Origin of the sequence: Ahrensia sp. R2A130, from assembly GCF_000179775.1 — a bacterium.
GTDB lineage: Bacteria > Pseudomonadota > Alphaproteobacteria > Rhizobiales > Rhizobiaceae > Pseudahrensia.
Genome location: NZ_AEEB01000003.1, coordinates 262,785 through 287,232, shown reverse-complemented (window position 1 = coordinate 287,232; position 24,448 = coordinate 262,785). Strand labels below are relative to the sequence as shown.

Sequence of the window (24,448 nt, the reverse complement as noted above, 5' to 3'; positions counted from 1 at the left end):
AGTGCGCTTTGCTGTCCTTGTAAGCGATGCATGTCGCATCGCTGGTGAAGGACTAAACCCCATGTGGCAGCACAACAACCAAGAGCCAAACAAAGACGTCATAGCCCATTCAATCGGATGGATTGCATCCATTGGTGCTGCGGTAATGACGTTCTTCGTAACGCCGCTTGTTTATCAGGCAAGCGTTTCAGCGCTCTTGCGGTTCACAGCCAATCACTACGGCCCTGATTTCGTCTTCGTCGTAGAGCTTGTTTGGTTTCCGGTTGCCTTAGCCCTTGTTTTCTTTCTGCTCAGGGCGTTGACCGCGTTCCTGCTCAGATTGGGACAACTGCTTGCTGCCCGCATCGGATAGTAGGTTCTTCCGCGCACCTAAAAGGATGCTTCAAATGAGCAATCTCGAACACGATACCAGAATTGATATCTCCAGAAAGCCGAAACCAAAAACCAACTGGACCAAAGCCATCTTTGAAGGCGCTGGTGCAGTTGCGGTCTGGATCATCGTTCTGGTCGTCATCGCCAACGTGATTGGCTAATCCAAACCTTTTGAATGGGCGCGTTTCCTGACGGGATCGCGCCCTTTTTGTGTCTGCGTTTCAGGAGAATTAGTTATGGCAGATTTCAATGAAGAATTTCGTTTCGGCTCCGCAAGATGGGCGACGGCAGCGGAAGTCCGCCGCGCCGGATTGTTCAAAGCCCAAGGGCGGCATTTGGGCTACTTTGGCGGAAAGCCGATTAACGCTTTCGGCGATGCGAGCCTCATCACAATAGGTGGCGCGGGTTCGGGGAAATTCAAAGATCAAATCGCATTTTTGGCGTGCAATTCACCGGGGCAGCGGGCGTTGTTTATCGACCCGCGCGGTGAAGCTTCCGCAGTGTCGCGCTTCATCCATGTTCTTAACAATGAGTCCGCCTATGATTGGACACCTATACCAATGGCTGGCCGTCCAAGCCTGAGTTGCAACCCCTTGGACATTCTCGATCCGAATGCGCCGACCTTTATATCAGACTGTAAAATGCTTGCCGATAGCCTGCTCGTCGCTGCCAAAGGCAAAGACCCTTACTGGATCGGGCGGGCGCAGGAATGGGTTGCAAGCTTCCTCAAATTTCATGTCGAACGTTATGGAAAGGTCACGTTTCGCGATCTGGTGCGCATTATGAATGCAATTGAATCAGATGCTGATTATTGGACTAGCGTTCTTCAAGCCATGATGGCGTCCCCCTATTCCAAAGTACAGCGCGTAGCGGGTGAAATGCTCAACAAGCAAACCGAAAGCAGTCGAGAATTTGGCTCGATCTTAAGTGAGCTTTATAATGCTCTTGGTATTTTGGACGATGAGAACCTTCTGCGTTCTTTGGATGGAACGGATTTCTCGCTCAAATGCCTCACTGACCCGCACCGCGTGTGTAAGGTTTTCCTAAATACCCCCGCCGAATATCTTGGAATTTGGGCAGGCCTTCTCAGGATTATTTTCGAGGCTACGATGCTTGCCAAGGCACGCAAGCCAGACGCGTCGCGCGTTCTGTTCGTCATCGATGAAGCGGGACAACTTGGTAAATTCGAGGCGATGCTGCGCAGTGTGACTTTTGGGCGTGGTGCGGGCATTACAACTTGGACGTTCTGGCAGGACATCGGGCAAATTTCACGCAACTTTGACCGCGAGGCCGTGCAGACGTTTTTGGGATCGGCGCAATATAGGCAAGTGTTTGGCGCGCGCGACTTAGAGACTGCAAAAATGGTCAGCGAGATGTGCGGAACGCAAACGCTCACTTTCGATGATGAATTGAGACAAGGCGAAGCCAAGCGGTTAAGGCGCAAAATTGCTCAAAATGTCATGCTTGGCAAAGCCGATCCGATGGAGGCAGGCCATCACATGGCGCAGCTTGATCAGGCTTCCAAGCATCGCAGCAAACAGCAGCGTCGATTGATCTTGCCCGAAGAAGTGATGGCGCTCGGCGAAGACGAGCAACTTATCTTTGCCTCAGGCCTGAATCTGCCGCCGATTAAGGCCAATAAGTTTGGATATTTCACGCGCCAAGCCCGCAAACAAATGGCGGGAAAATATCTCGATAGCCCTTATCACGCGCCGCCTCCGGGTAAGGAAGGTTATGTGCGCGTGCATCACTGGTACGGCGCGCGTTGGCACAAGATTATTCGCGAGCGCGTCCCTGCGTCTTTCCGTCAGTTCGCCCAATATGCCGATGGGGGTTGGGAGTATCTGGATGGCTTCTACAGCCGTTCGTAACACCTAAAAACATCGAAAGGATCACACGCCCATGAGCGAACATGATCAACCCCGAAACGCGCGTGAAAGCGCGTGAAAGCGCAAATGCCAAGGATCGACAGGACAACCAAAGCGAAGCACCAAAGCGCCCCTCTCACATTGCCTATCAGGTGCGTGAGAATGGCGAGAAGTCTTATTTCAACAATATCGGCGTTGGATTTGAGCATAAGGATGAGAAAGGCATCAATGTCATTTTGGAATCTGTGCCTGTTGATGGAAAAGTCACTCTGCGCCGTTTCGAAGATCGCTTGGCGAAACTCAAAGACGGTCAAGGCTCCATGCAGCTTGAACAGGAGCATGAACGTTGAGTTCAGATCATAATGATGCGGGTGGATCATCACCCGCATCGGCGCGCGGTGGTTTTGATGCTGCCGATAGCAATCAGCCCAAAGGCAAAGAGAACACCTTTCAGTTTCGCGCGGACATTGATCTGGGCGAAGTGGCAACCAAGGCTGAAAAAGAGTTTCTGGAAGCCAATCGTCCAAAGCCGGAAATGGAACTCAATCTCACACCAGAAGGCGGGTTTGAAACCACGGTCAAACAGAAGGTCAATGTAGAACAGGAGCGCCGCATTCAAAAAATCGGCAATAGCCTGCGCCAAGCCCAAGACAGGCTTCGAAATGGTTTTGCAAAATCCCAAGACCGCGGCGTTTCACAGGCTCAAGACCGGGAGTACGAGCGATAGAATTGAAGGTTGCTTTTCATCAAAAACAAAATCAAAGGCCGGGCCTAATCGTCCGGCCTTTTTTCCTGTTTGGCCCTCTGGCGGGCTTTGAAGGCATCAATGCGTTTTCGTGCCATATCCAAGGCGGCAGTATCGTTGGTCAAATCCCATCCCGCCTCGTCATGGGCTTTCAAGATGCACTGAACGGACAATGCAAAAGCATCATCCAAGGATACGTTCCTTTCATGGCTCCACTGTAGCGCAAGCGCCAATGTCGATGCTTCATCATAAGCGGCGTCAGCAACAATGCGATCATACCAGTTCCACACGGCCCTATAGACTTCGATGGTTCTGGTTTCACCATCTGGACATTCAAAGCGGCGTTTGGATGTGCGGAGGATTTCTTCGTGTTCGCGTTCAATAAGATAAGTCAGCATAGAATTTGAGTGTAACGGATTTGAGATTTCGCCTGCAACTCATTCCCGCAAAGCCATTGATTTGAATGGCAAATATCTGCTCAATTTTAGAACCTTCTAAGGCTCTAAATCAGGTCCATCGCGTGTGCGTTCACAATGAGATGAATTGGCATCTCGCTGCGCACGGCCTTTACGTTCCCTACGCGGCCTATCGCGCTGCGTTTTGATCGAAGCTTGCATTTCTCGCAGATGTTCACGCGCGCGCTTTTGATCGGCGCGTAAATCTTCAAGAGTTTTCTTATGGGTGCTTTGCATTTGGGCCTGACGCGCTGCCAGTTCACGGCGCTTTGCAAGCTGCTGCGCAATCATACGGTCTTGCTCTTTACGATCCCGCTGCTGCGCTTCCAGAGCCTCGCGTTTGTTCTGCGCTTGGATTTGTGCGCGTTGCCCCGTCACCCACTGCCAAAGCCCCTTCAAGCCGGAATTAAGCTGATCTGAGCGGGCTTTGGTTTCCACGAGCCATCTTTGCTTATGTCGGTCATCGAGTGCTTGCCTGTCCGCTTTATGCTGTGCGGTTAGGGCATCTGTTTTCTGCTTTAGATCATCTTGCGTTTGGCTGTGCTGCGTCTTTGCCTCTTTGGCATGGCGCACAAATGCCTTGCGCATATCCATAGCCATATCGCGTTTGGCGGCCTCAACGCTTGGTAGATGTTCGTCAGGCTCACCAAGTTTGGCGCGTATCTCTTTGGCCTTCTTGCCAACATACCGCGCGATGCTAAGCACTTCGCCTTGTGGCGTGACAGACACATGGCCGCGCCGATCCCCTCTGGCAAGAATGTAGCCGCGCTCTGAAAGTGCATGAGTAAAGGCCACTCTGTTATCGCTCGCGGCATAGGCGTCTTGAATTGCACCTTTTAGATCACGCGGGTCAACGTCCATGCGTTTGCTCTGTTGGTATTCTGCGAGCGTGTAATTGCGCGGATCGCCTGCACCTTTGCGGGCCAGACCGTCCGGCATTTTCCATTCATGCTCGTGATAAAGCTCGCGGCTGATGCTCTGGCACTTCAGCTTGTAATGAGAAAGGTTCTTAGCCGTCATGGTCTCGGCATCAATGCGTGACCAGACAGCGTGTGCGTGGCGGCGGCCTTCTTTCTCATGGAAGACAATGGCGCGGGGTTGTCCTATCAAGCCGTTCTTAAACTCAACGCGCTCAATGGCTTCTTCAAAGGCTGCGATGTTCACCTCTTCATGCGCGGGAGGATTAAAGCTGCAGCTGAATAAATGCTTGCGGCACTTGGTACCTTTGGAAATTGCGTAAGATTCTTCCAACGCGCCTTCCAGATCATCGCTGATAAAGCCGCGCAGTTCATGGACCGTAATATGCTCATTGCCGTCTTTATCATTGAGCAAATGAGCGGCAAGCTCTCGTGCGCTTCCCCGTTCTGATCCGACAATAATCATGCAGCGCCTATCTCTCTTTGAGGCCAAGGGCCTTCATCAGAAGTGACTTGATCTGGCGGATGTCATCGCAGGCGGCTTTGATATGGTTTTCCGTTTCAGTTGTGACAGGCAACGCGCTCATGCGGGCAAGATTGAGAAGGCCGCGTAAGACGCTCAAAGCTTGGCTTTTGCCCAAAAGCGCAATGATCTGCGCAAGCTGTGTTTGAGTCGTATGAGGTGCAGGCGCACCGGATATTTTGCGGCGGGGTTTGCCAAGTCTATCCAAAGTGCATTGACGCACATAAGCACTCGCCGAAAGCTTGCCGCGCTTTGCATCAATCGCCCGCCATTCCTCATCGGAAAAACGGATCGAACGCGGCTTTGTTGTTTCTTGCTTTGGCATAGATCGGCTACGCGTAAACCACACGTAAATGCGGTCACGCCTTCAATTGTGAAATTAAAGAATGAAAACTAAAAAACCGCGCCCACCTCATTGGGTGAAAGCGCGGTCAAACGAGAGATTTTGAAGTCTCAAATATCGAGTTCTGGATCAGGTGGGTGATCAATGAAGGGATCACTGTCCGGTTCATCCACGCCTAAATCTGGGATGGATTGAAGAATGGCCTCCATCCGCTCCAATTCTTTGAAAACATCATCAAAATGGTTCGGACAATCTCCTTGGAAGTCCGCCACAATTGCGACGGCCTGTTTATCAGTATTTCTAAAAACAGTAAATTGTGGTGTCGCCATCTAATGCATCATCAGCAGTATGAAACGCTATCAATTACTTGAGCACCTGAATAAGAAAGACGGTCAGTTTTCAGCGACCAGCTGATTAGCTGTTTGAATAAACATCAAGAGGAAAGCACACCGACAATGGAGGTCTGTACAAGCGTTAGACTAGCACCACATAGTTCTATGAGTGGTAAGCCTCTGGAGGCCTAGTCGATCCGAATTTGTAGGCGAACGCCAAGTTCGACGACATGGAAGTGCTCGCTGCTAAACGGTGGGTTTTGGCTCGGCGAATGACTAGCAGGGAGTGGGCAGCCATTTGTCCCGCTAGGCGACCGCTGCGAAACGATGCCGATTTGTTTAACGCCTCATCCGAGCGATGCCTGAAGCACCAAGGAATATAGCTGAACCGGATTAGAGCGGGATAAGCGATCCAGCTGCCAGGCAGAACGATGCAACCACTTTACAGCGAGGACAAGCTGCACGTTGGCAAGCGCTGCCGAGGCGGGCGCGCCTTGAGAATACGCGGATCAGCAGGTGCACCGAACAATTCCAACGACCGGTGTAGTCTCGACCATCGACATTCTGCTCGAACCATTGGCGCATCCATGGCTCGATGTCGCACGCGTTCAACTATGGCTGTCGGTTTCGATTGCTCGAAGCTGTCAACGACCTTAGCAGGGAGTGTTTTGAACTCGCCGCCAAAATGGTGCCGTCTAGGTGACTCGAACACCCGACCTCCGCATTACGAATGCGATGCTCTACCAACTGAGCTAAGACGGCACTTGGTTTGCTGGTAGCATTTTCGCACAATCCGTCAAGCGCGTTTGCAACCGGTATAAGCCCTAGCCGAAACCCTGCCCCGCATCCTTCGCTTCCATTCTTATAAGACGCGATGTCCTTACTGCTGCCTGGCGGTGATAGACTATCGCCTGATAATCCGGGTCGGTGACCATTTCTAGAAACGCACCTGCGGTGGGGTATCTGGCGATGAATGCGACGTCCCAAAATTCGTCGGCTGGACCGATGAGCATAAGTTTCGGGTTGCCGGACCAGATGATGGAGCCGCCGACGCGTTTGAATATCAGCTCGCTTGCCTTGCCGTAGGCTTTGTAGGCCTCGGCACCCGTTGCGACGCGACCATCTTCATAGGCCGCGCTTTCGTTCAGTCTGAGGAGGTTTAGCATTTCAACGGGAACATCACGGGGCAGGTTTTTGAAGGCGGTGAACGCTTCGCGGTCGGGATCGATAAATTGGGTCATGCGTCAATGAACGGCAGACGTGACCTCTTGTCGAGAGCGTCAGCATTGATGGCTGTAGGTGAAGACCAGTGTGTCATATGCGACCTCACCAGTGGGCGAGCAACGGCGGTGGACCTGACGATCACCACGGACGGTTACCTTGGTCTGGCCGTTCGAAATGGGGCCGGAAACATTATACGTCAGCGGGGTACCGGGGCAGAATTTCGAGTAACGCCGCGCGGTACCAACATAGCTGTTGCCCCGCTTGCGGCCGTTGAACAGCACCGTGCCACGCCGCACACCGGCGCGGCGCAAGACGGCGCGGGGCCGTTGATAGACGAAGGTGCGGGCGTTGCCGTTCGCTTCAAGCCGCATGATCGACCCGTTGTGGTTCCAGCAACTGGCAGCGTGTGCGGAAGGAGCGGAGATCATAAAGGCTGCTGCGCTGACGCTGAAGCCAATCGCGAATGCGGATGCTGCGCGAAAGAGTTTTGGAAATCGGATCATAGTGGCCTCCCAAGCCGGTATTGTGATGCGGTGGGGTCGAACGCCTGGGGCGCAAACGTCCGACCCGCACATCACAGTGCTACTCATTTGGGAGGCATGATGTGCGTTAGCTCACACCGTGCGAAGCAACGCCGAACTTAGGCGTGGATAACGCGGCCTTCGGAATCCATGACGCTCTCGTGCATCATTTCCGACAGGGTGGGATGTGGGAAAACGGCATCGATGAGATCCTGCTCTGTGGTCTCCAGATTCATGGCGACGACAAAGCCCTGGATGAGTTCGGTAACTTCTGCACCGACCATATGGGCGCCAAGGAGTTGACCGGTTTCGGCGTCAAAAATGGTCTTCACCATGCCTTCGGGTTCACCCAGTGCGATAGCCTTGCCGTTACCGGCGAAGTTAAAGCGGCCGATCTTGACCTTACGGCCAGCCTCTTTCGCGGCGCGTTCATTCATACCCACGCTAGCGACTTGTGGGTTACAATAGGTGCAACCGGGGATCTTTGCTTTGTCCATGACGTGAGGATGTTTACCAGCAATCTTTTCAACGCAGATGACGCCTTCATGTTCAGCCTTGTGGGCAAGCATTGGAGCACCAGCAACGTCGCCGATTGCGTAGATGCCTTTGACGCTGGTTGCGCCGTATTCATCAGCGGTGATGATGCCGCGGTCGGTTTTCACGCCGAGTTTTTCAAGGTTGAGACCATCCGTGTTGCCGATGACGCCGACTGCGGAAATGAGATGCTCGGCTTCGATCTTCTCGATCTTGCCGTCCTTGGTTTCCACGTGAGCGGTGATGCCAGTTTTGGATTTATCGACCTTGGCAACCTTGGCCTCCAGCACGATCCGCATGCCCTGTTTTTCAAAACGCTTCTGGGCGTGGGCGGCGATTTCGTGATCTTCCACGGGCATGACCTGCCCCATCAATTCAACCACCGTCACCTCCGCGCCCATGGAGCGATAGAAGGAAGCGAACTCGATGCCGATAGCACCGGAGCCCATGACGACGAGGCTCTTCGGCATCTTCTTCGGCACCATGGCCTCGAAGTAGGACCAGATGCGGTCGCCATCCGGTTCCATGCCCGGCAGGCCGCGCGGGCGTGCGCCGGTGGCGATGATGATGTGTTTGGCTTTGTAGGTGCCCTCGCCCTTCACGCCTTTCGGCACGGGGTGTTGCGGCTCGACGGCTTTCTTGGTGGGCGACTTCACCGCGACGGTGCCGGCATCCTTCAGCGAAGCTTCGCCCCATATGACGTCGATCTTGTTCTTCTTCATCAGAAAACCGACGCCGCCGTTCAACTGGCCGGACACGCCGCGCGAACGTTTGACGATTTTTTCCATATCGAAACCGACACCTTCAGCCGACAGGCCGAAAGCGTCCGCATGGTTCATATGGTCGTAAATCTCGGCAGACCGAAGCAATGCCTTTGTTGGGATGCAGCCCCAGTTGAGGCAGATGCCGCCAAGATGTTCGCGCTCGACAACCGCAGCCTTCATGCCGAGCTGGGATGCGCGGATGGCAGCGACGTAGCCGCCGGGGCCGCCGCCGATGATGAGAACGTCGTATGTGTCAGCCATGATGGTCCCTCATATGAATTCGTGTGCGCGCTTGGCGAAACGCCACCTTGTGCAGTTCGCCTGCGCCCGCTAACCCGCGTGCAAACCACATGTCCGCATTGCGAGTTCTTCGATGGATTTCTTCTCCGCTTTCGCCAGCCTCGGCTATTCGTCGATCGTTTTGATTATCGCCATGGTGTTCGCCACTGCGGTGGTTTGGAACGGGTTGAAAATGTACGCGCGCCCGATCTGGATGCGCCTCGTCTTGCTGGCCATTGCAGCAGTTGCTTTCGGTTTCGCCACGATATTCCTGGCCGAGCAACGCGCCATCGTTTTGAACGACCTGAAAGAGAGCGAGTTCGAACCCCGCGATCCCTCGCTTCCCGGTGCGCCGCAACCCGAAGCTGCGCCCGCCACCGATTGAGGCTACAGAGGTCACCTTTAGACCAGCATCGCCGTCGGATTCTCGATGTAGCGCTTGAACGCGCTTGCCAGTTCCGCACCCAAGGCACCGTCGATAGCGCGGTGGTCGAAAGCAAACGTTGCCGCCATCAACGTCGCTGCGCCGATGGTGCCATCAGACTTCACGACAGCCTTTTTCTCGCCCGCGCCAATCGACACGATGGAAGCGTGAGGCGGGTTGATGATGGATGTGAATTCGCGCACGCCGAACATGCCGAGATTGGACACGGCGGTGGAGCCGCCCTGATATTCTTCCGGCTTCAACTTCTTGCTGCGCGCACGGCCAGCCATGTCCTTCACCTCGGCAGAGATAACGGACAGAGATTTGGTTTCTGCCTTGCGAACGATGGGTGTGAACAGGCCGTCTTCGACCGCAACCGCAACGCCAACATCGGAATGCTTGTGATAGATGCGGTCGGTGCTGGTCCACGAAACGTTGGACATCGGTACGGCCTGCAGCGCGTGAGCCATGGCTTTGACGATGAAGTCATTGACCGAAATTTTGAAGGCAGGCTTGCCGTCGACGTCCGGCGCACCAGCGTTTATTTGCGCACGCAGCGCGAGCAATGCATCGAGTTCGCATTCCATCGTCACGAAATAAGACGGGATGGTCTGGGCGCTTTCGGTCAGGCGTTCGGCGATGACCTTCCGCATGCCGTCGTGAGGTTTCTTCTCGTAGGCATCGGCATCATAGAGCGCGAGAACTTGATCGTCGGACATGCCGGAAGCGCGGGAAACCGTCTGGCCACTTGCTGCGGCTTTCGTCGCGGCGCCGGGCTGCGCGTTTTCGACGTCGGCTTTGACGATACGTCCACGCGGGCCGGAGCCGGAAATGGAGGCAAGATCGACGCCTTTTTGTTCTGCAATCCGGCGAGCAAGAGGTGTTGCGAAAATACGTTCGCCATCAGCACGTTTTGCGGACGTTGCGGAGACGTCCGGCTTGCCATGGCCCTTGGCGTCGTTAGCGCTTTTTTCTGCGATCACAGGAGCGGGCGCGGTTTTCGGGTCGTCATCGGCATGGGGCGTTTCGGCAGGCTTTTCAGTAGCCGCATTTTGTGGCGCGTCGATATCGGAGGCGTCTTCCCCTTCTTCCGCCAGCACTGCGATCACGGCGTTCACTTTCACGCCTTCGGTACCGGCAGGAACCATCAGCTTGGCGACAACACCTTCGTCCACGGCTTCCACTTCCATGGTAGCCTTATCCGTTTCGATCTCGGCGATCACGTCGCCTGCGGAAACGGTGTCGCCTTCTTTCACGAGCCATTTGGCGAGGTTGCCCTCCTCCATGGTGGGGGAAAGGGCTGGCATGGTTATGTTCACGCTCATCGGGTGAGGCTCCCGTTTACGGCTTCGAGATAGATGGGTCCGGAATCTTCCGGGCCATCGTCATAGGGTGCGGCATCCCAGGATCGCGCGGACAGGATGGTGCGCGTCACGGTGATGACGTTGTCGTGGGCGGGGGTGGCGTTGGCGACGGCGCGCAATGTGGCTTGGTCTGCGATTGCCGCCTCCAGCGCTTCTTCTTTGGTCAGCCTGCGTCCGACAAACTCTTCAAGTGCATCATGGCAAATGGCTAACTGGTCACTGCCACAGGGGATGACGACCGCTTCGCGGAAGCGGTCATATTTTGCGCGGTTCACGTCCAGCGGGGGAAAGGAGGCCACGGGCGCGGCCTACTTATAGGTGACGGCTTTTGCCGCCTCGATGATTTCGCCGACATTGGGAAGCGCAAGCTTTTCCAAGTTTGCCGCGTAAGGCATCGGCACGTCTTTGCCGGTGATGCGGATAACGGGCGCATCCAGATAATCGAAAGCGTTCTCCATGATCTGGGCGGAGATTTCCGCACCGATACCGGATTGCGGGAAACCCTCTTCGATGGTGATACAGCGATTGGTCTTCTTCACCGATTCAACGACCGTTTCGATATCCATGGGGCGGATGGTGCGAAGATCGATGATCTCCACGTCAATGCCCATGCCGTCGAGTTCTGTGGCGGCTTCGATAGCGTATTTCATGCCGATGCCGAAGGTCACGAAGGTAACGTCGGCACCCTGTTTGTGGATGCGGGCCTTGCCGATGGGGAGGACGAAATCATCCATCTTCGGCACGTCAAAGGACTGGCCGTACATGATTTCGTTCTCGAGGAACACGACAGGATTGGGATCGCGGATGGCTGCTTTCAGCAGGCCTTTTGCGTCTGCCGCGCCATATGGAGCGATGACTTTGAGACCGGGAATATGGCCGTACCAGGCTGCGTAACACTGGCTGTGCTGCGCGCCGACGCGGGCGGCCGCGCCATTGGGGCCGCGGAAGACCATTGGTGCGCCCATCTGGCCGCCGGACATGTAAAGCGTCTTGGCGGCAGAGTTCACGATCTGATCGATGGCCTGCATAGCGAAGTTGAAGGTCATGAATTCGATGACAGGACGCAGACCAGCCATGGCCGCGCCGACACCGATACCGGCGAAGCCATGCTCGGTGATGGGCGTGTCGATGACGCGCTTTCCGCCGAACTCGTCGAGGAGGCCTTGAGTAATTTTGTAAGCGCCTTGGTACTCGGCAACCTCTTCGCCCATGACGAAGACGCGCTCGTCGGCGCGCATTTCTTCTGCCATGGCGTCGCGCAAGGCTTCACGCACAGTGGTGGAGACCATTTCGGTGCCTTCTGGAATGTCCGGGTCCGACATACGGGCAGCGGCTTTGGGCTCGGGGCGCACTTTGCCTTCAGCAGGGACGCGGCGGTCGGCCATGTCACCGTCGAGCGCGCCATCGGCGACTTCATCGGCTTCCGGCTTTACGGATGTCGTCTTGCCTGCATCGGCAGGTTTGGTCTTGGAAGGTGCGGCAGCAGCATCTTCTGCGCTTTCACCTTCGTCGGCCAGCACAGCGATAACTGCGTTCACTTTCACGCCTTCGGTGCCAGCTTCGACAGAGAGCTTTGCCACGATACCTTCGTCGACAGCTTCGACTTCCATCGTGGCCTTGTCGGTTTCGATTTCGGCAATCACGTCACCAGCGGCAATGTTGTCGCCTTCTTTAACGAGCCATTTGGCCAGAGTGCCTTCTTCCATCGTTGGAGAAAGCGCGGGCATGAGAATTTCGGTCGCCATCTATGCAGCCTCCCCGTCGGTGGGAATGAGTATGTCGGTCCACAATTCGGACGGATCGGGTTCCGGGTTCGTCTGGGCGAAATCGGCAGCTTCTGCGACGATGGCGCGGACTTCCTTGTCGATGGCCTTCAGCTCGTCTTCATCGGCCCATTTCTTTTCGGCCATACGGGCTTTTACGCGCTCGATGGGGTCATTTTCAGCCCGCATCTTCTGCACTTCGTCTTTCGAACGATATTTGGCCGGATCGGACATGGAGTGGCCGCGATAGCGGTAGGTCTGCATGTCGAGAATGATCGGGCCGTGGCCGGAGCGACACCAGTCGGCTGCCAGCTCACCAGCGGCCTGCACGGCGCGGACGTCCATACCATCGACTTCGATGCCGGGGATGTTGAACGAGCAACCGCGCTTGGAGAAATCGGTTAGCGCGGACGAACGGTGTACGGCGGTGCCCATAGCATAGCGGTTGTTTTCGATGATGTAGATCACCGGCAAATCCCAGAGCTTTGCCATGTTGAAGCTCTCGTAAACCTGGCCCTGGTTCGATGCGCCGTCACCAAAATAGGTGCAGGAGACGTTGCCGTTTTCGGTGTATTTGTTGTTGAAGGCGAGGCCGGTGCCAAGCGAAACCTGCGCGCCAACAATACCGTGGCCGCCGTAGAAATTCTTCTCTTTCGAGAACATGTGCATGGAGCCGCCTTTGCCGCGGCTGTAGCCACCTTCGCGGCCTGTCAGCTCTGCCATGATGCCCTTGGGGTCCATGCCGCAAGCCAGCATATGGCCGTGATCGCGATAGGCGGTGATCGCCTGATCGCCCTCGATAAGCGCGGCCTGCATGCCGGTGACGACAGCTTCCTGCCCGATATAGAGGTGACAAAAACCACCGATGAAGCCCATGCCGTACAGCTGGCCGGCTTTCTCTTCAAAACGACGGATCAGCAACATCTCGCGATACGCATTGAGTTCCTGTTGCTTATCGTAGTCGATCGGCTTGGGCGTTTTGGGCGCTTTGGGAACCGATTTCGATGAAGATTTTGCGGTGGAGGTTTTGGCCAAGGCGCACACCCGTTCTCGATTGCATCAACGGGAGAACGCCAAAACGTACGATACGTTTCAAGCAGGCTCCCAGTTGCCGAGCATAAACGGATGGAGACATTTCACAATGCCGTTTTTTGCATGCGACAATTGATGTAAGCGCATGACTTGTATTGCAAATTCAAATTATAACTATATTTCAGCTATAGTTGATTTTCCGGATTCATGAGCACGATCTCGTCTTCGCGCGCCATGTTGAGCTGGCGGCGGACGTATTCGTCGACCATGTCTTTTTCCAGATTGCCATCACGCAACATGGCGACACGCGCTTCCAGCTTTTCACGGACGGCGGTGCGTTGTGCGAGCTTCTTTTCCAGCTTCGCGGTCTGCACATCCATGGCGATCTTAGCGCGGATGCCATACTGGCCGTTGAAAGCGTGGAATCCGAAATAGCCGAGAATCATCAAGGTCGCCAAAGGCGCGATGAAGCGGGTGAGTGGACGTTTGCGGGAGCGGACAGCCATGCCCGCACCCTGCAGCCAGTGTGGTTAAAGAGCGGTTATCAAGCCGCCCTCACATCAGCTTTTGACGACAGAAAGACCGGCGAACTCCGCCTGCGACCCAAGCTCTTCTTCAATGCGAAGCAGTTGGTTGTATTTCGCTAAACGGTCGGAGCGCGACAACGACCCGGTTTTGATCTGGCCGCAATTGGTGGCGACCGCGAGATCGGCAATCGTGTTGTCTTCCGTCTCGCCGGAGCGGTGAGACATGACGGCGGTGTAGCTAGCGCGATGAGCCATATCGACGGCTGCGAATGTTTCCGTCAGCGTGCCGATCTGGTTGACCTTCACGAGGATGGAGTTCGCCGTACCGCGCGAGATGCCTTCTCCCAGGCGCTCGGTGTTGGTGACGAAAAGATCATCGCCCACAAGCTGATGGGTCTTGCCGATGCGGTCGGTCAGGTCTTTCCACCCGTCCCAATCATCTTCGGCCATGCCGTCTTCGATGGAGATGATCGGGTATTTTTGTGCGAGTTCGGCAAGATAGGCTGCCATGTCGGTGGACGATAGGACGCGGCCCTCGCCCTTCAGGTCGTACTGGCCGTCGCGGAAGAATTCGGTCGACGCTGTGTCCAGCGCGATAAAGACATTTTCGCCGGGCTTGTAGCCAGCCTTTTCTATGGACTGCATGACGAAATCCAAGGCTTCCGGCGCGCTGCCAATGTTGGGGGCGAAGCCGCCCTCGTCGCCGACATTGGTGTTGTGACCGGCATTGTGCAGCGCTTTTTTTAGCGTGTGGAAAATCTCCGCACCCATTCGCAGGCTTTCGGCGAATGTGTCCGCACCGGCTGGCATCACCATGAATTCCTGAAAGTCGATGGGGTTGTCGGCATGTTCGCCGCCATTAATGATGTTCATCATCGGCACCGGCAGCACGTGGGCGGATGGGCCGCCGAGGTAGCGGTAAAGCGGCAGACCGGCGGCTTCGGCAGCGGCTTTTGCAACGGCCATCGAAACGCCGAGAATGGCATTCGCACCCAATTTGCTTTTGTTGGGCGTGCCGTCGAGATCGCACATCGCCATGTCGATGCCGCGCTGGTGTTCGGCTTCCATGCCCGCGATGGCGTCGAAAATGTCGTCGTTGACGGCTTCGATCGCTTTGTTGACGCTCTTGCCCATGTAGTCCGAACCGCCGTCGCGCAATTCCACTGCTTCATGCGCGCCGGTGGATGCGCCGGAAGGAACAGCCGCACGACCGAAGGAGCCGTCCTCAAGCAGCACATCGACTTCAACCGTGGGGTTGCCACGGGAGTCGAGAATTTGGCGGGCGTGGACGTCGAGAATTGCGGTCATGGGAGGCTCCTGAACCGTTTGAATTTAGGCGTTTATGGGCGCGATGAGTGCGAGTCGGCAAGTGGTTTGGATCACGCCACCATTTTCGCCAGTTGTTGAGCGATCACCGCCGCACCACGCAAACGTTTATCAGGGGTCGGGTAGTCGCGTTGTAGCACGATGGACTGGTCGGGACGGATTTTGGCTGTGCTGCCCTGTTCGCCGATCCATGTGATGAGATCGCCGGGTGACGCGAATTCCTTGTTGCGGAATTGCACGACGACGCCTTTCGGCCCCGCATCCAGCTTTTCGATGTTCGCCTTGCGGCACAGCGCTTTCACGAAGACGATCTTGAGCAGATGCTCCACCTCTTCTGGCAGTTTGCCGAAGCGGTCGATTAGCTCTGCGCCGAATGCATCGATTTCCTGCGCGGTATCGAGCTCGGCCAAGCGTCGATAGAGGCTCATGCGGACGGTGAGGTCCGGCACGTAGCCTTCGGGAATCATGACGGTCGCGCCGACGGAAATCGTCGGCGACCACTTGCCGTCCATTTCCGCTTCGCCGCCCTCTTTGAGCTCGGCCACAGCCTCTTCCAGCATCTGTTGATAAAGCTCGTAGCCGACCTCGCGGACGTGACCGGATTGTTCGTCGCCAAGAATGTTGCCCGCACCGCGAATGTCGAGATCGTGGCTGGCCAGCTGGAAGCCTGCGCCCAGCGTGTCGAGGGACTGCAAGACCTTGAGGCGACGTTGGGCCGTTGCGGTGAGCACCTTCTTCGGCGGCAGCGTGAGCAGCGCATACGCACGGGTTTTCGACCGGCCAACCCTGCCCCGCATCTGATACAACTGCGCCAGGCCGAACATATCGGCTCGGTGAACGATCATGGTGTTGGCGGTTGGAATATCGAGACCGGATTCCACGATTGTGGTGGACAGAAGCACATCGTAACGCCCCTCGTAGAAGGCGTTCATCACGTCTTCCAACTCGCCCGGAGGCATCTGGCCATGGGCGACGGCGACCTTCAATTCCGGCACGTGCTCAGCCAGCCATTCCTCGCGGCCGCGAATGTCAGCTAGGCGCGGACAGACGTAAAAGCTCTGGCCACCGCGATAGCGTTCGCGTAGCAGCGCTTCTCGCACAACCACGCCATCGAAGGGCATGACGAAGGTGCGAACCGCCATACGGTCCACCGGCGCGGTGGTGATGAGCGAAAGCTCACGGACGCCCGTAAGCGCCAGTTGCAGTGTTCGTGGTATCGGTGTGGCGGACAGTGTGAGGACGTGAACGTCGGCTTTCAGCTCCTTCAACCGCTCCTTATGCTTCACGCCGAAATGCTGCTCCTCATCAATAATGAGCAGGCCGAGGCGCTTAAATTCGATGCTTTTGCCCAACAGCGCATGGGTGCCGATGATGATGTCGGCGGTGCCGTCCTTCGCTGCAGCTTTTGCAGCCGACAGGTCTTTTGAACCGACGAGCCGCGAGGCCTGCACGATCTTGATGGGCAGACCATGGAAACGCTCGGTGAAGGTTTTCATGTGCTGGCGCGACAACAGTGTGGTGGGCACGACGACGGCCACCTGCTTGCCCGACATAGCGGTGAGGAATGCTGCGCGCAGGGCAACTTCCGTCTTGCCGAACCCGACGTCGCCGCAAACCAAACGGTCCATGGGTTGGCCGGATGCGAGGTCTGCGAAAACCGAGTCGATGGCGTTCAGCTGATCGTCGGTTTCCTCGTAAGGAAACTTTGCGGCAAACTCGCCATAGACACCGTCTGGCAGTTGGATGGGGTCGGCTTTTTTCAACTGGCGGGCGGCGGCGATGGCGATCAACTGACCGGCCATTTCCAGAATGCGCTTCTTTAATTTGGCCTTGCGGGCCTGCCAGTTCGCGCCGCCGAGACGGTCCAATTGCACTTCCGTGTCGGAATTACCGTAGCGCGACAGCAGTTCGATATTCTCCACCGGCAGGAACAGCTTGTCCTCGTTGTGGTAGCGCAGCTCCAGACAATCGTGGGGCGCGCCCATTGCTTCGATGGTGACAAGGCCGTGGAAACGCGCGATGCCGTGATCGACGTGGACAACGACATCGCCTGCCGACAGCGACGAAATTTCCTGCAGGACTTCAGAGCCCTTGCGCTTGCTGCGGTTGCGCTTGACCAGCCGGTCGCCAAGGAAATCCTGCTCCCCGATAATCGCCAGTTCGGGGTCTTCGATCCCCTGCTCTATTTTCAGAACAGCGAGCCCCGTGGTGCCTTTTTTCAGCGCATCCAGTTCTGCGATGTTGTCGACGGTTTTGACGTTGGTCAGGCCGTGCTCATCCAATACCTGCACCAGCCGGTCCCGTGCGCCGCCACTCCAGGAGGCGATGGCAACGCGCTTGCCGGCTGCGCGCAAATTCGCGGCGTGGTCGGTGAGCGCCTGAAAGATATTGACGTTGCCCGCACTGCGTTCGGCGGCAAAACTGCGGCCTTGTTTAGCGTGCAGATTGATGACGCGTTCGCCTTGGCTGAAGTCCGGTGCGTCGAAGGCGGATAGCGTGATGAGCTGACGGGCTTGAAGACCAGCCTGAATGAGCTGTGGCGACAGATAGAGCTGATCGGGCTTCACCGGCTTGTAGGGCGCGCCTCCATCTTCGCTGCCATCGAGGCCTCGCTGGCGGGCCTCGTAATGGTCTTCGATCTGGGCGTAGCGCTGTTCCAACGCTTCAACATGGGTGAGATCGGCCACGAAGATTGCGTCCGGAAGATAATCGAACACGGTTTCCAGCCCGTCGAAAAACAGCGGTAACCAGTGTTCGAGACCTGCATACCGGCGACCTTCGGACACGGCCTCGTAAAGCGCATCGTCACGGGTGGCAGCACCAAAGGTGGACAGATAGTTGGTGCGGAAACGGGCGATGGAGGATTTTTCAAGCACCACTTCGCTCATGGGGGCCAGCGTCAGCTCTTTCAGCTGCGCCAATGTGCGTTGCGTGGATGGGTCGAAGCTGCGGAGCGTTTCCAACGTGTCACCGAAGAAATCGAGCCGCACGGGCGCTTCTGTGCCAGGCGCGTAAAGATCGAGAATACCGCCGCGCACGGCGAACTCCCCCGCTTCACGCACCGTGGGCGTGCGTTCAAAACCGTTGCCGGACAGCCAGATGATAAGCGCGTCCATATCGACCCGGCCACCCGGCGCGATGCGTTTCACTTGTTCCGTCATGAACGCCTTGGGCGGCACGCGCTGCATTATGGAATTGGGCGTCAGCGTCAGCAGTCGTGGCTTGTCGGATTTCGTACCGCGAGCCAGACCGGACAGCGTGGCGATACGGTTCGCCAGCACGTCGTTAGACGGCGATACGCGGTCGTAAGGCAGGCAATCCCATGCGGGCAGATGTTCGATCTCTGCCCATGGTGCAAAGAACGGCAACGTCTGTTCCAGATCAGCAGCGCGCTGGCCATCCCGGGCTATATAAACCAACGGGCGGTCCGGCGCGTTTTCCTGCTGCCACGCCAAAATTTGCGCGAGCACCTGCGCTTCGTATCCATCCGGTACAGCACCGACACGAATGGTGCCGGGGTCGGCAAGCAGCCCTTTCAGGCGGGCGATTTCAGGTGTTGTCATGGGTTGAACTCAAGCTGCGCCGTGGAACTTGCGGATGCGGCGCACAACTTCGTTGTTCCAGTTTGGCGGAACCTCGATTGTACCGGAAAGCCATTTGTACATATCGGGATCCGGCACCTGCATCAGCATTTCAAACTCCGCCAGTTGCTCATCGCTCATGTCTTCGATTGCAGCATTTGCGAATGTGCCGAGCACATAGTCCATCTCGCGCATACCGCGATGCCACGAGCGGAAAAGAAGCCGTTTGCGGCGGGCATCCAGCCCGGCGCTGCTGCGCATGGTTTCGCTCATGGGGTCGTCCGGTACGGGAGAGGTTTCCGCTTCCTATAAGTGGCTGTCTGCCACTTGTCAGCCGATAGCTTTGCCATGCGGCATAAACGACCGGTTAGGAATTTGTCGGATAGTTTGCAGCATGACCACGCTACTTCTCATTTTCGCGCTGCTATTTTATCCTCACGCTGCACAAACCGCACTTAATGCGGAACAACAGGCAGAGCCTGTCGCCCAGAAAGTTATCGTCGGCGAGTGGACTTACTACAGTTGTGACGATGGTGCGCCGCTTTATGCGCGCTATATTCGTGAGCAGCCACATCAATATGTCGAGATAAAATACGACAGCGGTCCTCGCATCCGGCTTGATAGCAGCACCCACGTTTTTGGGCCGCATTTTACTGACGGCACGATCAATTTGTTGCGCAAGTCGACAGGCGCAACGCTGACCGACGAAGCTGGACGCCTTATCAACGACTGCCTGCTCTAACACCGCTTGCGCCGCAGCCTGGCTCACGCCAAAAAGCAGGTATGCGTCCCGACATTCTCAACCCGCTGTTTTCGCCGCTCCAGTCCCTACCGGGAATTGGGCCGAAGCTGGCTGTTGCTTTGTCGAAACTGTTGAAGGGTGGTGACGGCAAACTGCCAGCCCATGTTTCCGACCTGCTGTTTCATCTGCCATCCGGCCTGATCGACCGGCGTAATCGTCCGCTCATTATGGACGCGCCGGATGGTTCGCTCGCGACGTTGGAATTGCGGGTAGATCGCCACGAAGAACCGCCGCGTGGGAACTTCAAGGTGCCTTATAAAGTCTTCGGCCATGACGAGAGCGGCGAAATCGGGCTGGTCTGGTTTCGAGGCCAAGCCAGATGGTTGCGCGACAAGCTGCCGGAGGGTGAAACACGTATCGTTTCGGGTCGTGTGGAATGGTTCAACGGGCGGCCCAACATGGTGCATCCCGACCATGTGGTTTCGCCTGAAAATATCGACGAATTGCCGTTGGTCGAGCCGGTCTATCCGCTGACGGCTGGTGTCTCGCTCAAGGTGATGGGGAAAGCGGTTGATGCCACGCTTTCAAAACTGCCGGACCTGCCAGAATGGGCGGAGCCATCCGTTTTGGCAAAGCACGAATGGCCCGCCATGGCCGAGGCGCTGGACCGCATTCACCATCCGCAGGATGAACTCGACCTCTCCGTGCATGGCAAAGCGTGGCACCGGCTGGCCTACGATGAGCTGCTGGCGGGACAGCTTGCGTTGGCGCTCGTTCGCAGCCGTATGAAGCGCAGCGCAGGTATCGCGTGGGTGGGTGACGGGCGACTTCAGAAGGTCGTGCGGAAGACATTCCCCTACCCGCTCACCGGTGCGCAGGAGCGGTCCGTCGGTGAAATTCTGGCCGATATGGCGCAGCCGGAACGCATGTTGCGAATGCTGCAGGGCGATGTGGGGTCGGGCAAGACCATCGTCGCGCTGTTGGCCTGTTGTGCTGCCATCGAAGCCGGGGGACAGGCGGCTATTATGGCGCCGACCGAAATTCTCGCGAGGCAGCATTTGGCGACGATCACGCCACTGGCAGAAGCTGCGGGCATAAGGATTGCGATCCTGACAGGCCGTGAAAAAGGCAAAACACGCGAAGCCATACTGGAGCGGTTGGCGGATGGCAGCATCGACTTGCTCGTTGGCACACACGCGCTGTTTCAGGGGCCGGTGGAGTTCAAAAACCTCGCGCTCGGCATTGTCGATGAGCAGCACCGCTTCGGCGTGCATCAGCGGTTGGCGTTGGCAGCAAAGGGTGCAGGCGCAGATATTTTGGTGATGACCGCGACGCCGATCCCGCGCACATTGGTGCTGACGTTTTTCGGCGATATGGACGTTTCGAAGCTGGACGAAAAACCAGCGCACCGCCTGCCGATCCAAACCAACGCGTTGCCGATGGAGCGGCTCGACCAGCTTATCCAACGCACTGTCGATGCCGTAGCAAAGGGCGACAAGATCTACTGGCTCTGCCCTCTGGTCGAGGACAATGACGAGTTGCCCGTCACGTCTGCGCAGGCACGCTACGACTCACTGCGAGCTCTGATGGGCGACAATGTCGGGCTGGTTCATGGACGTATGAAGCCGACCGAAAAAGATGCTGCCATGGCTGATTTCAAGGAAGGGCGCACACGGGTTCTCGTAGCGACCACGGTGATCGAAGTCGGTGTCGATGTGCCAGATGCGACGATCATGGTGATCGAACATGCCGAGCGCTTCGGCCTCGCCCAGCTTCACCAGTTGCGTGGCCGTGTCGGGCGTGGCGACAAATCGTCTAGCTGTCTGCTGCTCTACAAGGCGCCACTGGGTGAGGTTTCCACCGCTCGGCTGAAGATCATGCGCGAGAGCGAGGACGGTTTTCGCATTGCGGAGGAAGATTTGAAGCTGCGTGGCGAAGGCGAAATTCTCGGCACCCGCCAGTCCGGGACGCCCGGCTTTCAGATCGCGCAGATGGAACATCACGGCGATATACTCGAACTTGCCCGCGACGATGCACGGTTGGTGATCGCCACCGATCCAGAACTGGAAAGCGAACGCGGCAAAGCTTTGCGCGTGCTGCTCTATCTGTTCTCGAAAGATGAAGCCGTAAGGCTGTTGAGAGCGGGTTAGACCTTCTTTTTCGCCTCGTGCTTGGCGATGGCCTCTTGCTGCATCTGGACATATTCCGGTGCGACTAGGCCTGCGGAGATTACCAATTTGGCAGCTTCTTCAACGCTCATGTCCAATTGAATCACGTCCTCTTTCGGGACGAAGAGCAGGAACCCGGACGTCGGGTTTGGCGTCGTCGGCAGGAACACAGAAACGGTCGGGCCAGCGGGTTCATCCAGCTTCGCCTGCGTTTCGCCCAATGTATCGGTGGCGACAAATGCCAACGCCCACAAACCCTTGCGCGGGTACTGCACCAGCACAACGGCTTGAAAGCTGTCACTGTCTTCGCGGAAAACTGTTTCGAAAATCTGCTTCAACGCAGAATAGATCGAGCGCACGACCGGCATCCGCGACAGCAGATATTCGCCATAACCGACGATTGAACGACCGATAAGATTAGCCGTGAGGAAACCCACGATCGTTATGACCACGAAAGCAATCAGCAGGCCGACGCCAGGCACTGTGAATGGCAGATAATTGTTAGGATTGAAGACATCGGGGAGATACGGCTTCACCCAGCCATCGACCCAACCAATCAACGTCCAAGTCAGGTAAAGCGTGATCGCAAGCGGCGCGCAGATAACCAGGCCCGTGAAGAAATAATTCCTCAGGCGCAGAAAGCTGGACGGCTTTTTCGGACTGTCTTTGGAGTTGCGGCTCACGGGCACTCACACGGTTTGGGAGAGGTATCCGGCGCGAATGCCGGACACTTCCTTAGTTGGCTATCAAACCGCCAAGCGCAAGGGCTTTGGCTATTCGACTGTGACCGATTTTGCCAGATTGCGCGGCTGGTCCACATCCGTGCCCATGTGGACAGCGGTGTGATAGGCCAGCAACTGCACCGGCAGCGAATAGACGATAGGCGTTACCAGTTCCGGCACTGTGGGCATGACGATAGTTTTCGCTTCCTCCATTCCCGCTTTTTCTGCACCCTGCTCGTCGGTAATGAGGATGATCTTGCCGCCACGGGCAGCGACCTCCTGCATGTTCGACACCGTTTTCTCGAATATGCGGTCGTGGGGTGCTACCACGACGACCGGCATTTCTTCATCGATGAGCGCGATGGGACCGTGCTTCAGCTCACCAGCCGCATAGGCTTCTGCGTGGATGTAGGACAGCTCTTTCAGCTTCAATGCACCTTCCAGCGCCAGCGGGAAGTTGGTATCGCGGCCTAGATAGAGGCACGATTTTACGCCCGCGAGTGTGGTCGAAAGTTCCTTGATTTCGTCTTCCAGCTTCAACGCTTCATGGACGTAGCGCGGCACTTCTTCCAACGCATCGACCATCTCCTTTTCCTGATCGCTGTCGATATGGCCGCGCTGAACGCCAGCAGCGACCGCCAGTGAGGCGAGAACGGAAAGCTGGCATGTGAACGCCTTAGTGGAGGCTACGCCGATTTCCGGTCCAGCCAGTGTAGGAAACACATAATCGGATGCCCGCGCCATGGTGCTCTCCTGCACGTTGACGATGGACAAGAGTTTCTGGTCGTTGTCTTGGCAGTATTTCAGACCGGCCAGCGTGTCCGCCGTCTCGCCGGATTGCGAGATGAACATGGATAGGCCGTTTTTCGACATGGGCGCTTCGCGGTAGCGGAATTCGGAGGCCACATCGATATCCACCGGCAGGCGGGCGTGGCGCTCGAACCAGTATTTCCCGACGAGACCCGCGAGGTAAGCCGTGCCGCAGGCTGTGATGGTCAGTCGATCCAGCGTCGAGAAATCGAGATCTTCACGACCCTCGCTACGGCGGCGCAACATGATCTTGCGTTCATTAAAATCCACGTAGCGCGAAAGTGTATGGCCCACGACTTCCGGCTGCTCGTAGATTTCTTTGAGCATGAAATGGCGGTGGTTACCCTTGTCGGCCATGTGGGCCGAACCGGACGACACGCTGGTTTCACGCTCGACGACCTTGCCGTTCGCATCGAAAATAGTGGCGCCAGTGCGGCGTAGAACGGCCCAATCGCCGTCTTCAAGATAGGTGATGCGGTTGGTGAAGGGGGCGAGCGCTACGGCATCGGAACCGAGATACATTTCGCCTTCGCCATGGCCAACGGCTAGCGGCGGCCCGTTGCGGGCGGCGACAATGAGGTCATCACGACCCTTGAACATGATAGCGATAGCGAATGCGCCGGTAAGCTGTGCGATGGCGGCGTGGGCCGCCTGCTCCGGTTCTTTTCCCGCAGCCATTCCCTTGGCGACGAGATGGGCCAGAACTTCGGTGTCGGTCTGCGATAAGAAGGTATAGCCGTCGGCTTCCAGCGCTTCGCGCAACTCGCGGAAGTTTTCGATGATGCCGTTGTGGACGACTGCCACGTCAGCGTTGGAAAAATGCGGATGGGCGTTCTTTTCCACCGGTGCACCGTGGGTGGCCCAGCGGGTGTGGCCGATGCCGATGTGACCGGCGAGCGGCTCATCGGCCAAGCGCTGCTCAAGATTGATGAGTTTGCCTTCGGCGCGACGACGGTCGAGCGCACCATCGTGGATGGTTGCGACACCTGCAGAATCGTAGCCGCGATATTCCAGCCTTTTCAGGGCGTCCACGATGAGGGGCGCAACGGGCTGCTGACCCACAATTCCGACGATACCACACATGGGCGCAGTCCTTTGTAACTTCGCACGTC

Annotated in this window: 25 protein-coding genes and 1 tRNA gene; 8 read left to right on the top strand and 18 right to left on the bottom strand. The window is 56.7% G+C overall.

The window, feature by feature from the left end:
* Nucleotides 1–61 precede the first annotated feature (61 nt).
* The 5 genes from R2A130_RS02145 to R2A130_RS02130 all read left to right on the top strand — a co-directional run bounded on the left by R2A130_RS02145 (nt 62) and on the right by R2A130_RS02130 (nt 2,967).
* Nucleotides 62–352: a hypothetical protein gene (locus R2A130_RS02145; RefSeq protein WP_009463245.1), complete on the top strand. Its 291-nt coding sequence runs from the start codon at nt 62–64 to the stop codon at nt 350–352.
* A gap of 34 nt (nt 353–386) precedes the next feature.
* Nucleotides 387–533 carry a hypothetical protein gene (locus tag R2A130_RS18340; RefSeq protein WP_009463243.1) on the top strand — a complete coding sequence of 49 codons (147 nt, stop codon included), beginning with the start codon at nt 387–389 and terminating at the stop codon, nt 531–533.
* 75 nt (nt 534–608) lie between these two features.
* Nucleotides 609–2,243: a type IV secretory system conjugative DNA transfer family protein gene (locus R2A130_RS02140; protein ID WP_009463241.1), complete on the top strand. Its 1,635-nt coding sequence runs from the start codon at nt 609–611 to the stop codon at nt 2,241–2,243.
* A 41-nt stretch (nt 2,244–2,284) separates the two neighbouring features.
* On the top strand, nt 2,285–2,590 hold the full coding sequence (locus R2A130_RS02135; RefSeq protein WP_009463239.1) for a hypothetical protein: 306 nt from the start codon (nt 2,285–2,287) through the stop codon (nt 2,588–2,590).
* Entirely contained in the window at nt 2,587–2,967 is a 381-nt protein-coding gene (locus tag R2A130_RS02130) for a hypothetical protein (protein ID WP_009463237.1), read from the top strand. Before R2A130_RS02135 ends, R2A130_RS02130 begins: the two co-directional genes overlap by 4 nt.
* A gap of 44 nt (nt 2,968–3,011) precedes the next feature.
* Here R2A130_RS02130 and R2A130_RS02125 read toward each other — a convergent pair whose 3' ends face one another.
* The 8 genes from R2A130_RS02125 to lpdA all read right to left on the bottom strand — a co-directional run bounded on the left by R2A130_RS02125 (nt 3,012) and on the right by lpdA (nt 8,859).
* Nucleotides 3,012–3,383, bottom strand: a complete 372-nt coding sequence (locus R2A130_RS02125; protein ID WP_009463235.1) for a hypothetical protein — start codon at nt 3,381–3,383, stop codon at nt 3,012–3,014.
* 96 nt (nt 3,384–3,479) lie between these two features.
* Complete coding sequence (locus tag R2A130_RS02120; RefSeq protein WP_009463233.1) at nt 3,480–4,823, bottom strand: relaxase/mobilization nuclease domain-containing protein; 1,344 nt, start codon at nt 4,821–4,823, stop codon at nt 3,480–3,482.
* Nucleotides 4,824–4,830: 7 nt separating this feature from the next.
* Nucleotides 4,831–5,205 carry a hypothetical protein gene (locus R2A130_RS17345; protein ID WP_009463231.1) on the bottom strand — a complete coding sequence of 125 codons (375 nt, stop codon included), beginning with the start codon at nt 5,203–5,205 and terminating at the stop codon, nt 4,831–4,833.
* Nucleotides 5,206–5,333: 128 nt separating this feature from the next.
* Nucleotides 5,334–5,552, bottom strand: coding sequence for a hypothetical protein (locus R2A130_RS18335; protein ID WP_009463229.1), 219 nt, complete (start codon nt 5,550–5,552; stop codon nt 5,334–5,336).
* Nucleotides 5,553–6,241: 689 nt separating this feature from the next.
* A tRNA-Thr gene (locus R2A130_RS02110) sits at nt 6,242–6,317 on the bottom strand.
* 62 nt (nt 6,318–6,379) lie between these two features.
* Nucleotides 6,380–6,796 carry a DUF1330 domain-containing protein gene (locus tag R2A130_RS02105; RefSeq protein WP_009463227.1) on the bottom strand — a complete coding sequence of 139 codons (417 nt, stop codon included), beginning with the start codon at nt 6,794–6,796 and terminating at the stop codon, nt 6,380–6,382.
* Nucleotides 6,797–6,835: 39 nt separating this feature from the next.
* Entirely contained in the window at nt 6,836–7,282 is a 447-nt protein-coding gene (locus R2A130_RS02100) for a hypothetical protein (protein WP_009463225.1), read from the bottom strand.
* 137 nt (nt 7,283–7,419) lie between these two features.
* Nucleotides 7,420–8,859 (bottom strand): dihydrolipoyl dehydrogenase, encoded by a 1,440-nt coding sequence (gene lpdA, locus R2A130_RS02095; protein ID WP_009463223.1) that lies wholly within the window; start codon nt 8,857–8,859, stop codon nt 7,420–7,422.
* A gap of 112 nt (nt 8,860–8,971) precedes the next feature.
* Between lpdA and R2A130_RS02090 the strand changes: the two genes are divergently transcribed.
* Nucleotides 8,972–9,262 (top strand): hypothetical protein, encoded by a 291-nt coding sequence (locus R2A130_RS02090; protein ID WP_009463221.1) that lies wholly within the window; start codon nt 8,972–8,974, stop codon nt 9,260–9,262.
* A gap of 17 nt (nt 9,263–9,279) precedes the next feature.
* On the opposite strand, the gene R2A130_RS02085 is transcribed toward R2A130_RS02090, so the two are convergent.
* From R2A130_RS02085 to R2A130_RS02050, 8 genes are all read right to left on the bottom strand, one after another.
* Nucleotides 9,280–10,626 carry a pyruvate dehydrogenase complex dihydrolipoamide acetyltransferase gene (locus tag R2A130_RS02085; RefSeq protein ID WP_009463219.1) on the bottom strand — a complete coding sequence of 449 codons (1,347 nt, stop codon included), beginning with the start codon at nt 10,624–10,626 and terminating at the stop codon, nt 9,280–9,282.
* Complete coding sequence (locus R2A130_RS02080; RefSeq protein WP_009463217.1) at nt 10,623–10,964, bottom strand: hypothetical protein; 342 nt, start codon at nt 10,962–10,964, stop codon at nt 10,623–10,625. Before R2A130_RS02080 ends, R2A130_RS02085 begins: the two co-directional genes overlap by 4 nt.
* Before the next feature lie 9 nt (nt 10,965–10,973).
* On the bottom strand, nt 10,974–12,410 hold the full coding sequence (locus R2A130_RS02075) for a pyruvate dehydrogenase complex E1 component subunit beta (protein WP_009463215.1): 1,437 nt from the start codon (nt 12,408–12,410) through the stop codon (nt 10,974–10,976).
* Nucleotides 12,411–13,463, bottom strand: coding sequence for a pyruvate dehydrogenase (acetyl-transferring) E1 component subunit alpha (gene pdhA / locus R2A130_RS02070; protein WP_009463213.1), 1,053 nt, complete (start codon nt 13,461–13,463; stop codon nt 12,411–12,413).
* A gap of 182 nt (nt 13,464–13,645) precedes the next feature.
* Nucleotides 13,646–13,966: a septum formation initiator family protein gene (locus R2A130_RS02065; RefSeq protein WP_009463211.1), complete on the bottom strand. Its 321-nt coding sequence runs from the start codon at nt 13,964–13,966 to the stop codon at nt 13,646–13,648.
* A 54-nt stretch (nt 13,967–14,020) separates the two neighbouring features.
* Entirely contained in the window at nt 14,021–15,295 is a 1,275-nt protein-coding gene (gene eno / locus R2A130_RS02060; RefSeq protein ID WP_009463209.1) for a phosphopyruvate hydratase, read from the bottom strand.
* 71 nt (nt 15,296–15,366) lie between these two features.
* Nucleotides 15,367–18,876 carry a transcription-repair coupling factor gene (mfd, locus tag R2A130_RS02055; protein WP_009463207.1) on the bottom strand — a complete coding sequence of 1,170 codons (3,510 nt, stop codon included), beginning with the start codon at nt 18,874–18,876 and terminating at the stop codon, nt 15,367–15,369.
* A 9-nt stretch (nt 18,877–18,885) separates the two neighbouring features.
* Nucleotides 18,886–19,167, bottom strand: a complete 282-nt coding sequence (locus tag R2A130_RS02050) for a succinate dehydrogenase assembly factor 2 (protein ID WP_009463205.1) — start codon at nt 19,165–19,167, stop codon at nt 18,886–18,888.
* A 121-nt stretch (nt 19,168–19,288) separates the two neighbouring features.
* Between R2A130_RS02050 and R2A130_RS02045 the strand changes: the two genes are divergently transcribed.
* Complete coding sequence (locus R2A130_RS02045) at nt 19,289–19,636, top strand: hypothetical protein (protein ID WP_009463203.1); 348 nt, start codon at nt 19,289–19,291, stop codon at nt 19,634–19,636.
* A gap of 41 nt (nt 19,637–19,677) precedes the next feature.
* Nucleotides 19,678–21,786: an ATP-dependent DNA helicase RecG gene (recG, locus tag R2A130_RS02040; protein WP_009463201.1), complete on the top strand. Its 2,109-nt coding sequence runs from the start codon at nt 19,678–19,680 to the stop codon at nt 21,784–21,786.
* Here recG and R2A130_RS02035 read toward each other — a convergent pair.
* Entirely contained in the window at nt 21,783–22,487 is a 705-nt protein-coding gene (locus R2A130_RS02035) for a DUF502 domain-containing protein (protein ID WP_009463199.1), read from the bottom strand. The genes recG and R2A130_RS02035 overlap by 4 nt on opposite strands.
* A 90-nt stretch (nt 22,488–22,577) precedes the next feature.
* Complete coding sequence (gene glmS, locus R2A130_RS02030; RefSeq protein ID WP_009463197.1) at nt 22,578–24,419, bottom strand: glutamine--fructose-6-phosphate transaminase (isomerizing); 1,842 nt, start codon at nt 24,417–24,419, stop codon at nt 22,578–22,580.
* Nucleotides 24,420–24,448: the final 29 nt, after the last annotated feature.

Bases quoted from the DNA above. Each gene is read 5' to 3' on its own strand.
- R2A130_RS02145 (WP_009463245.1), top strand. From the start codon at position 62: ATGTGGCAGCACAACAACCAAGAGCCAAACAAAGACGTCATAGCCCAT.
- R2A130_RS18340 (WP_009463243.1), top strand. From the start codon at position 387: ATGAGCAATCTCGAACACGATACCAGAATTGATATCTCCAGAAAGCCG.
- R2A130_RS02140 (WP_009463241.1), top strand. From the start codon at position 609: ATGGCAGATTTCAATGAAGAATTTCGTTTCGGCTCCGCAAGATGGGCG.
- R2A130_RS02135 (WP_009463239.1), top strand. From the start codon at position 2,285: ATGATCAACCCCGAAACGCGCGTGAAAGCGCGTGAAAGCGCAAATGCC.
- R2A130_RS02125 (WP_009463235.1), bottom strand. From the start codon at position 3,383: ATGCTGACTTATCTTATTGAACGCGAACACGAAGAAATCCTCCGCACA.
- R2A130_RS02120 (WP_009463233.1), bottom strand. From the start codon at position 4,823: ATGATTATTGTCGGATCAGAACGGGGAAGCGCACGAGAGCTTGCCGCT.
- R2A130_RS17345 (WP_009463231.1), bottom strand. From the start codon at position 5,205: ATGCCAAAGCAAGAAACAACAAAGCCGCGTTCGATCCGTTTTTCCGAT.
- R2A130_RS18335 (WP_009463229.1), bottom strand. From the start codon at position 5,552: ATGGCGACACCACAATTTACTGTTTTTAGAAATACTGATAAACAGGCC.
- R2A130_RS02105 (WP_009463227.1), bottom strand. From the start codon at position 6,796: ATGACCCAATTTATCGATCCCGACCGCGAAGCGTTCACCGCCTTCAAA.
- R2A130_RS02100 (WP_009463225.1), bottom strand. From the start codon at position 7,282: ATGATCCGATTTCCAAAACTCTTTCGCGCAGCATCCGCATTCGCGATT.
- lpdA (WP_009463223.1), bottom strand. From the start codon at position 8,859: ATGGCTGACACATACGACGTTCTCATCATCGGCGGCGGCCCCGGCGGC.
- R2A130_RS02090 (WP_009463221.1), top strand. From the start codon at position 8,972: ATGGATTTCTTCTCCGCTTTCGCCAGCCTCGGCTATTCGTCGATCGTT.
- R2A130_RS02085 (WP_009463219.1), bottom strand. From the start codon at position 10,626: ATGAGCGTGAACATAACCATGCCAGCCCTTTCCCCCACCATGGAGGAG.
- R2A130_RS02075 (WP_009463215.1), bottom strand. From the start codon at position 12,410: ATGGCGACCGAAATTCTCATGCCCGCGCTTTCTCCAACGATGGAAGAA.
- R2A130_RS02065 (WP_009463211.1), bottom strand. From the start codon at position 13,966: ATGGCTGTCCGCTCCCGCAAACGTCCACTCACCCGCTTCATCGCGCCT.
- eno (WP_009463209.1), bottom strand. From the start codon at position 15,295: ATGACCGCAATTCTCGACGTCCACGCCCGCCAAATTCTCGACTCCCGT.
- mfd (WP_009463207.1), bottom strand. From the start codon at position 18,876: ATGACAACACCTGAAATCGCCCGCCTGAAAGGGCTGCTTGCCGACCCC.
- R2A130_RS02050 (WP_009463205.1), bottom strand. From the start codon at position 19,167: ATGAGCGAAACCATGCGCAGCAGCGCCGGGCTGGATGCCCGCCGCAAA.
- R2A130_RS02045 (WP_009463203.1), top strand. From the start codon at position 19,289: ATGACCACGCTACTTCTCATTTTCGCGCTGCTATTTTATCCTCACGCT.
- recG (WP_009463201.1), top strand. From the start codon at position 19,678: ATGCGTCCCGACATTCTCAACCCGCTGTTTTCGCCGCTCCAGTCCCTA.
- glmS (WP_009463197.1), bottom strand. From the start codon at position 24,419: ATGTGTGGTATCGTCGGAATTGTGGGTCAGCAGCCCGTTGCGCCCCTC.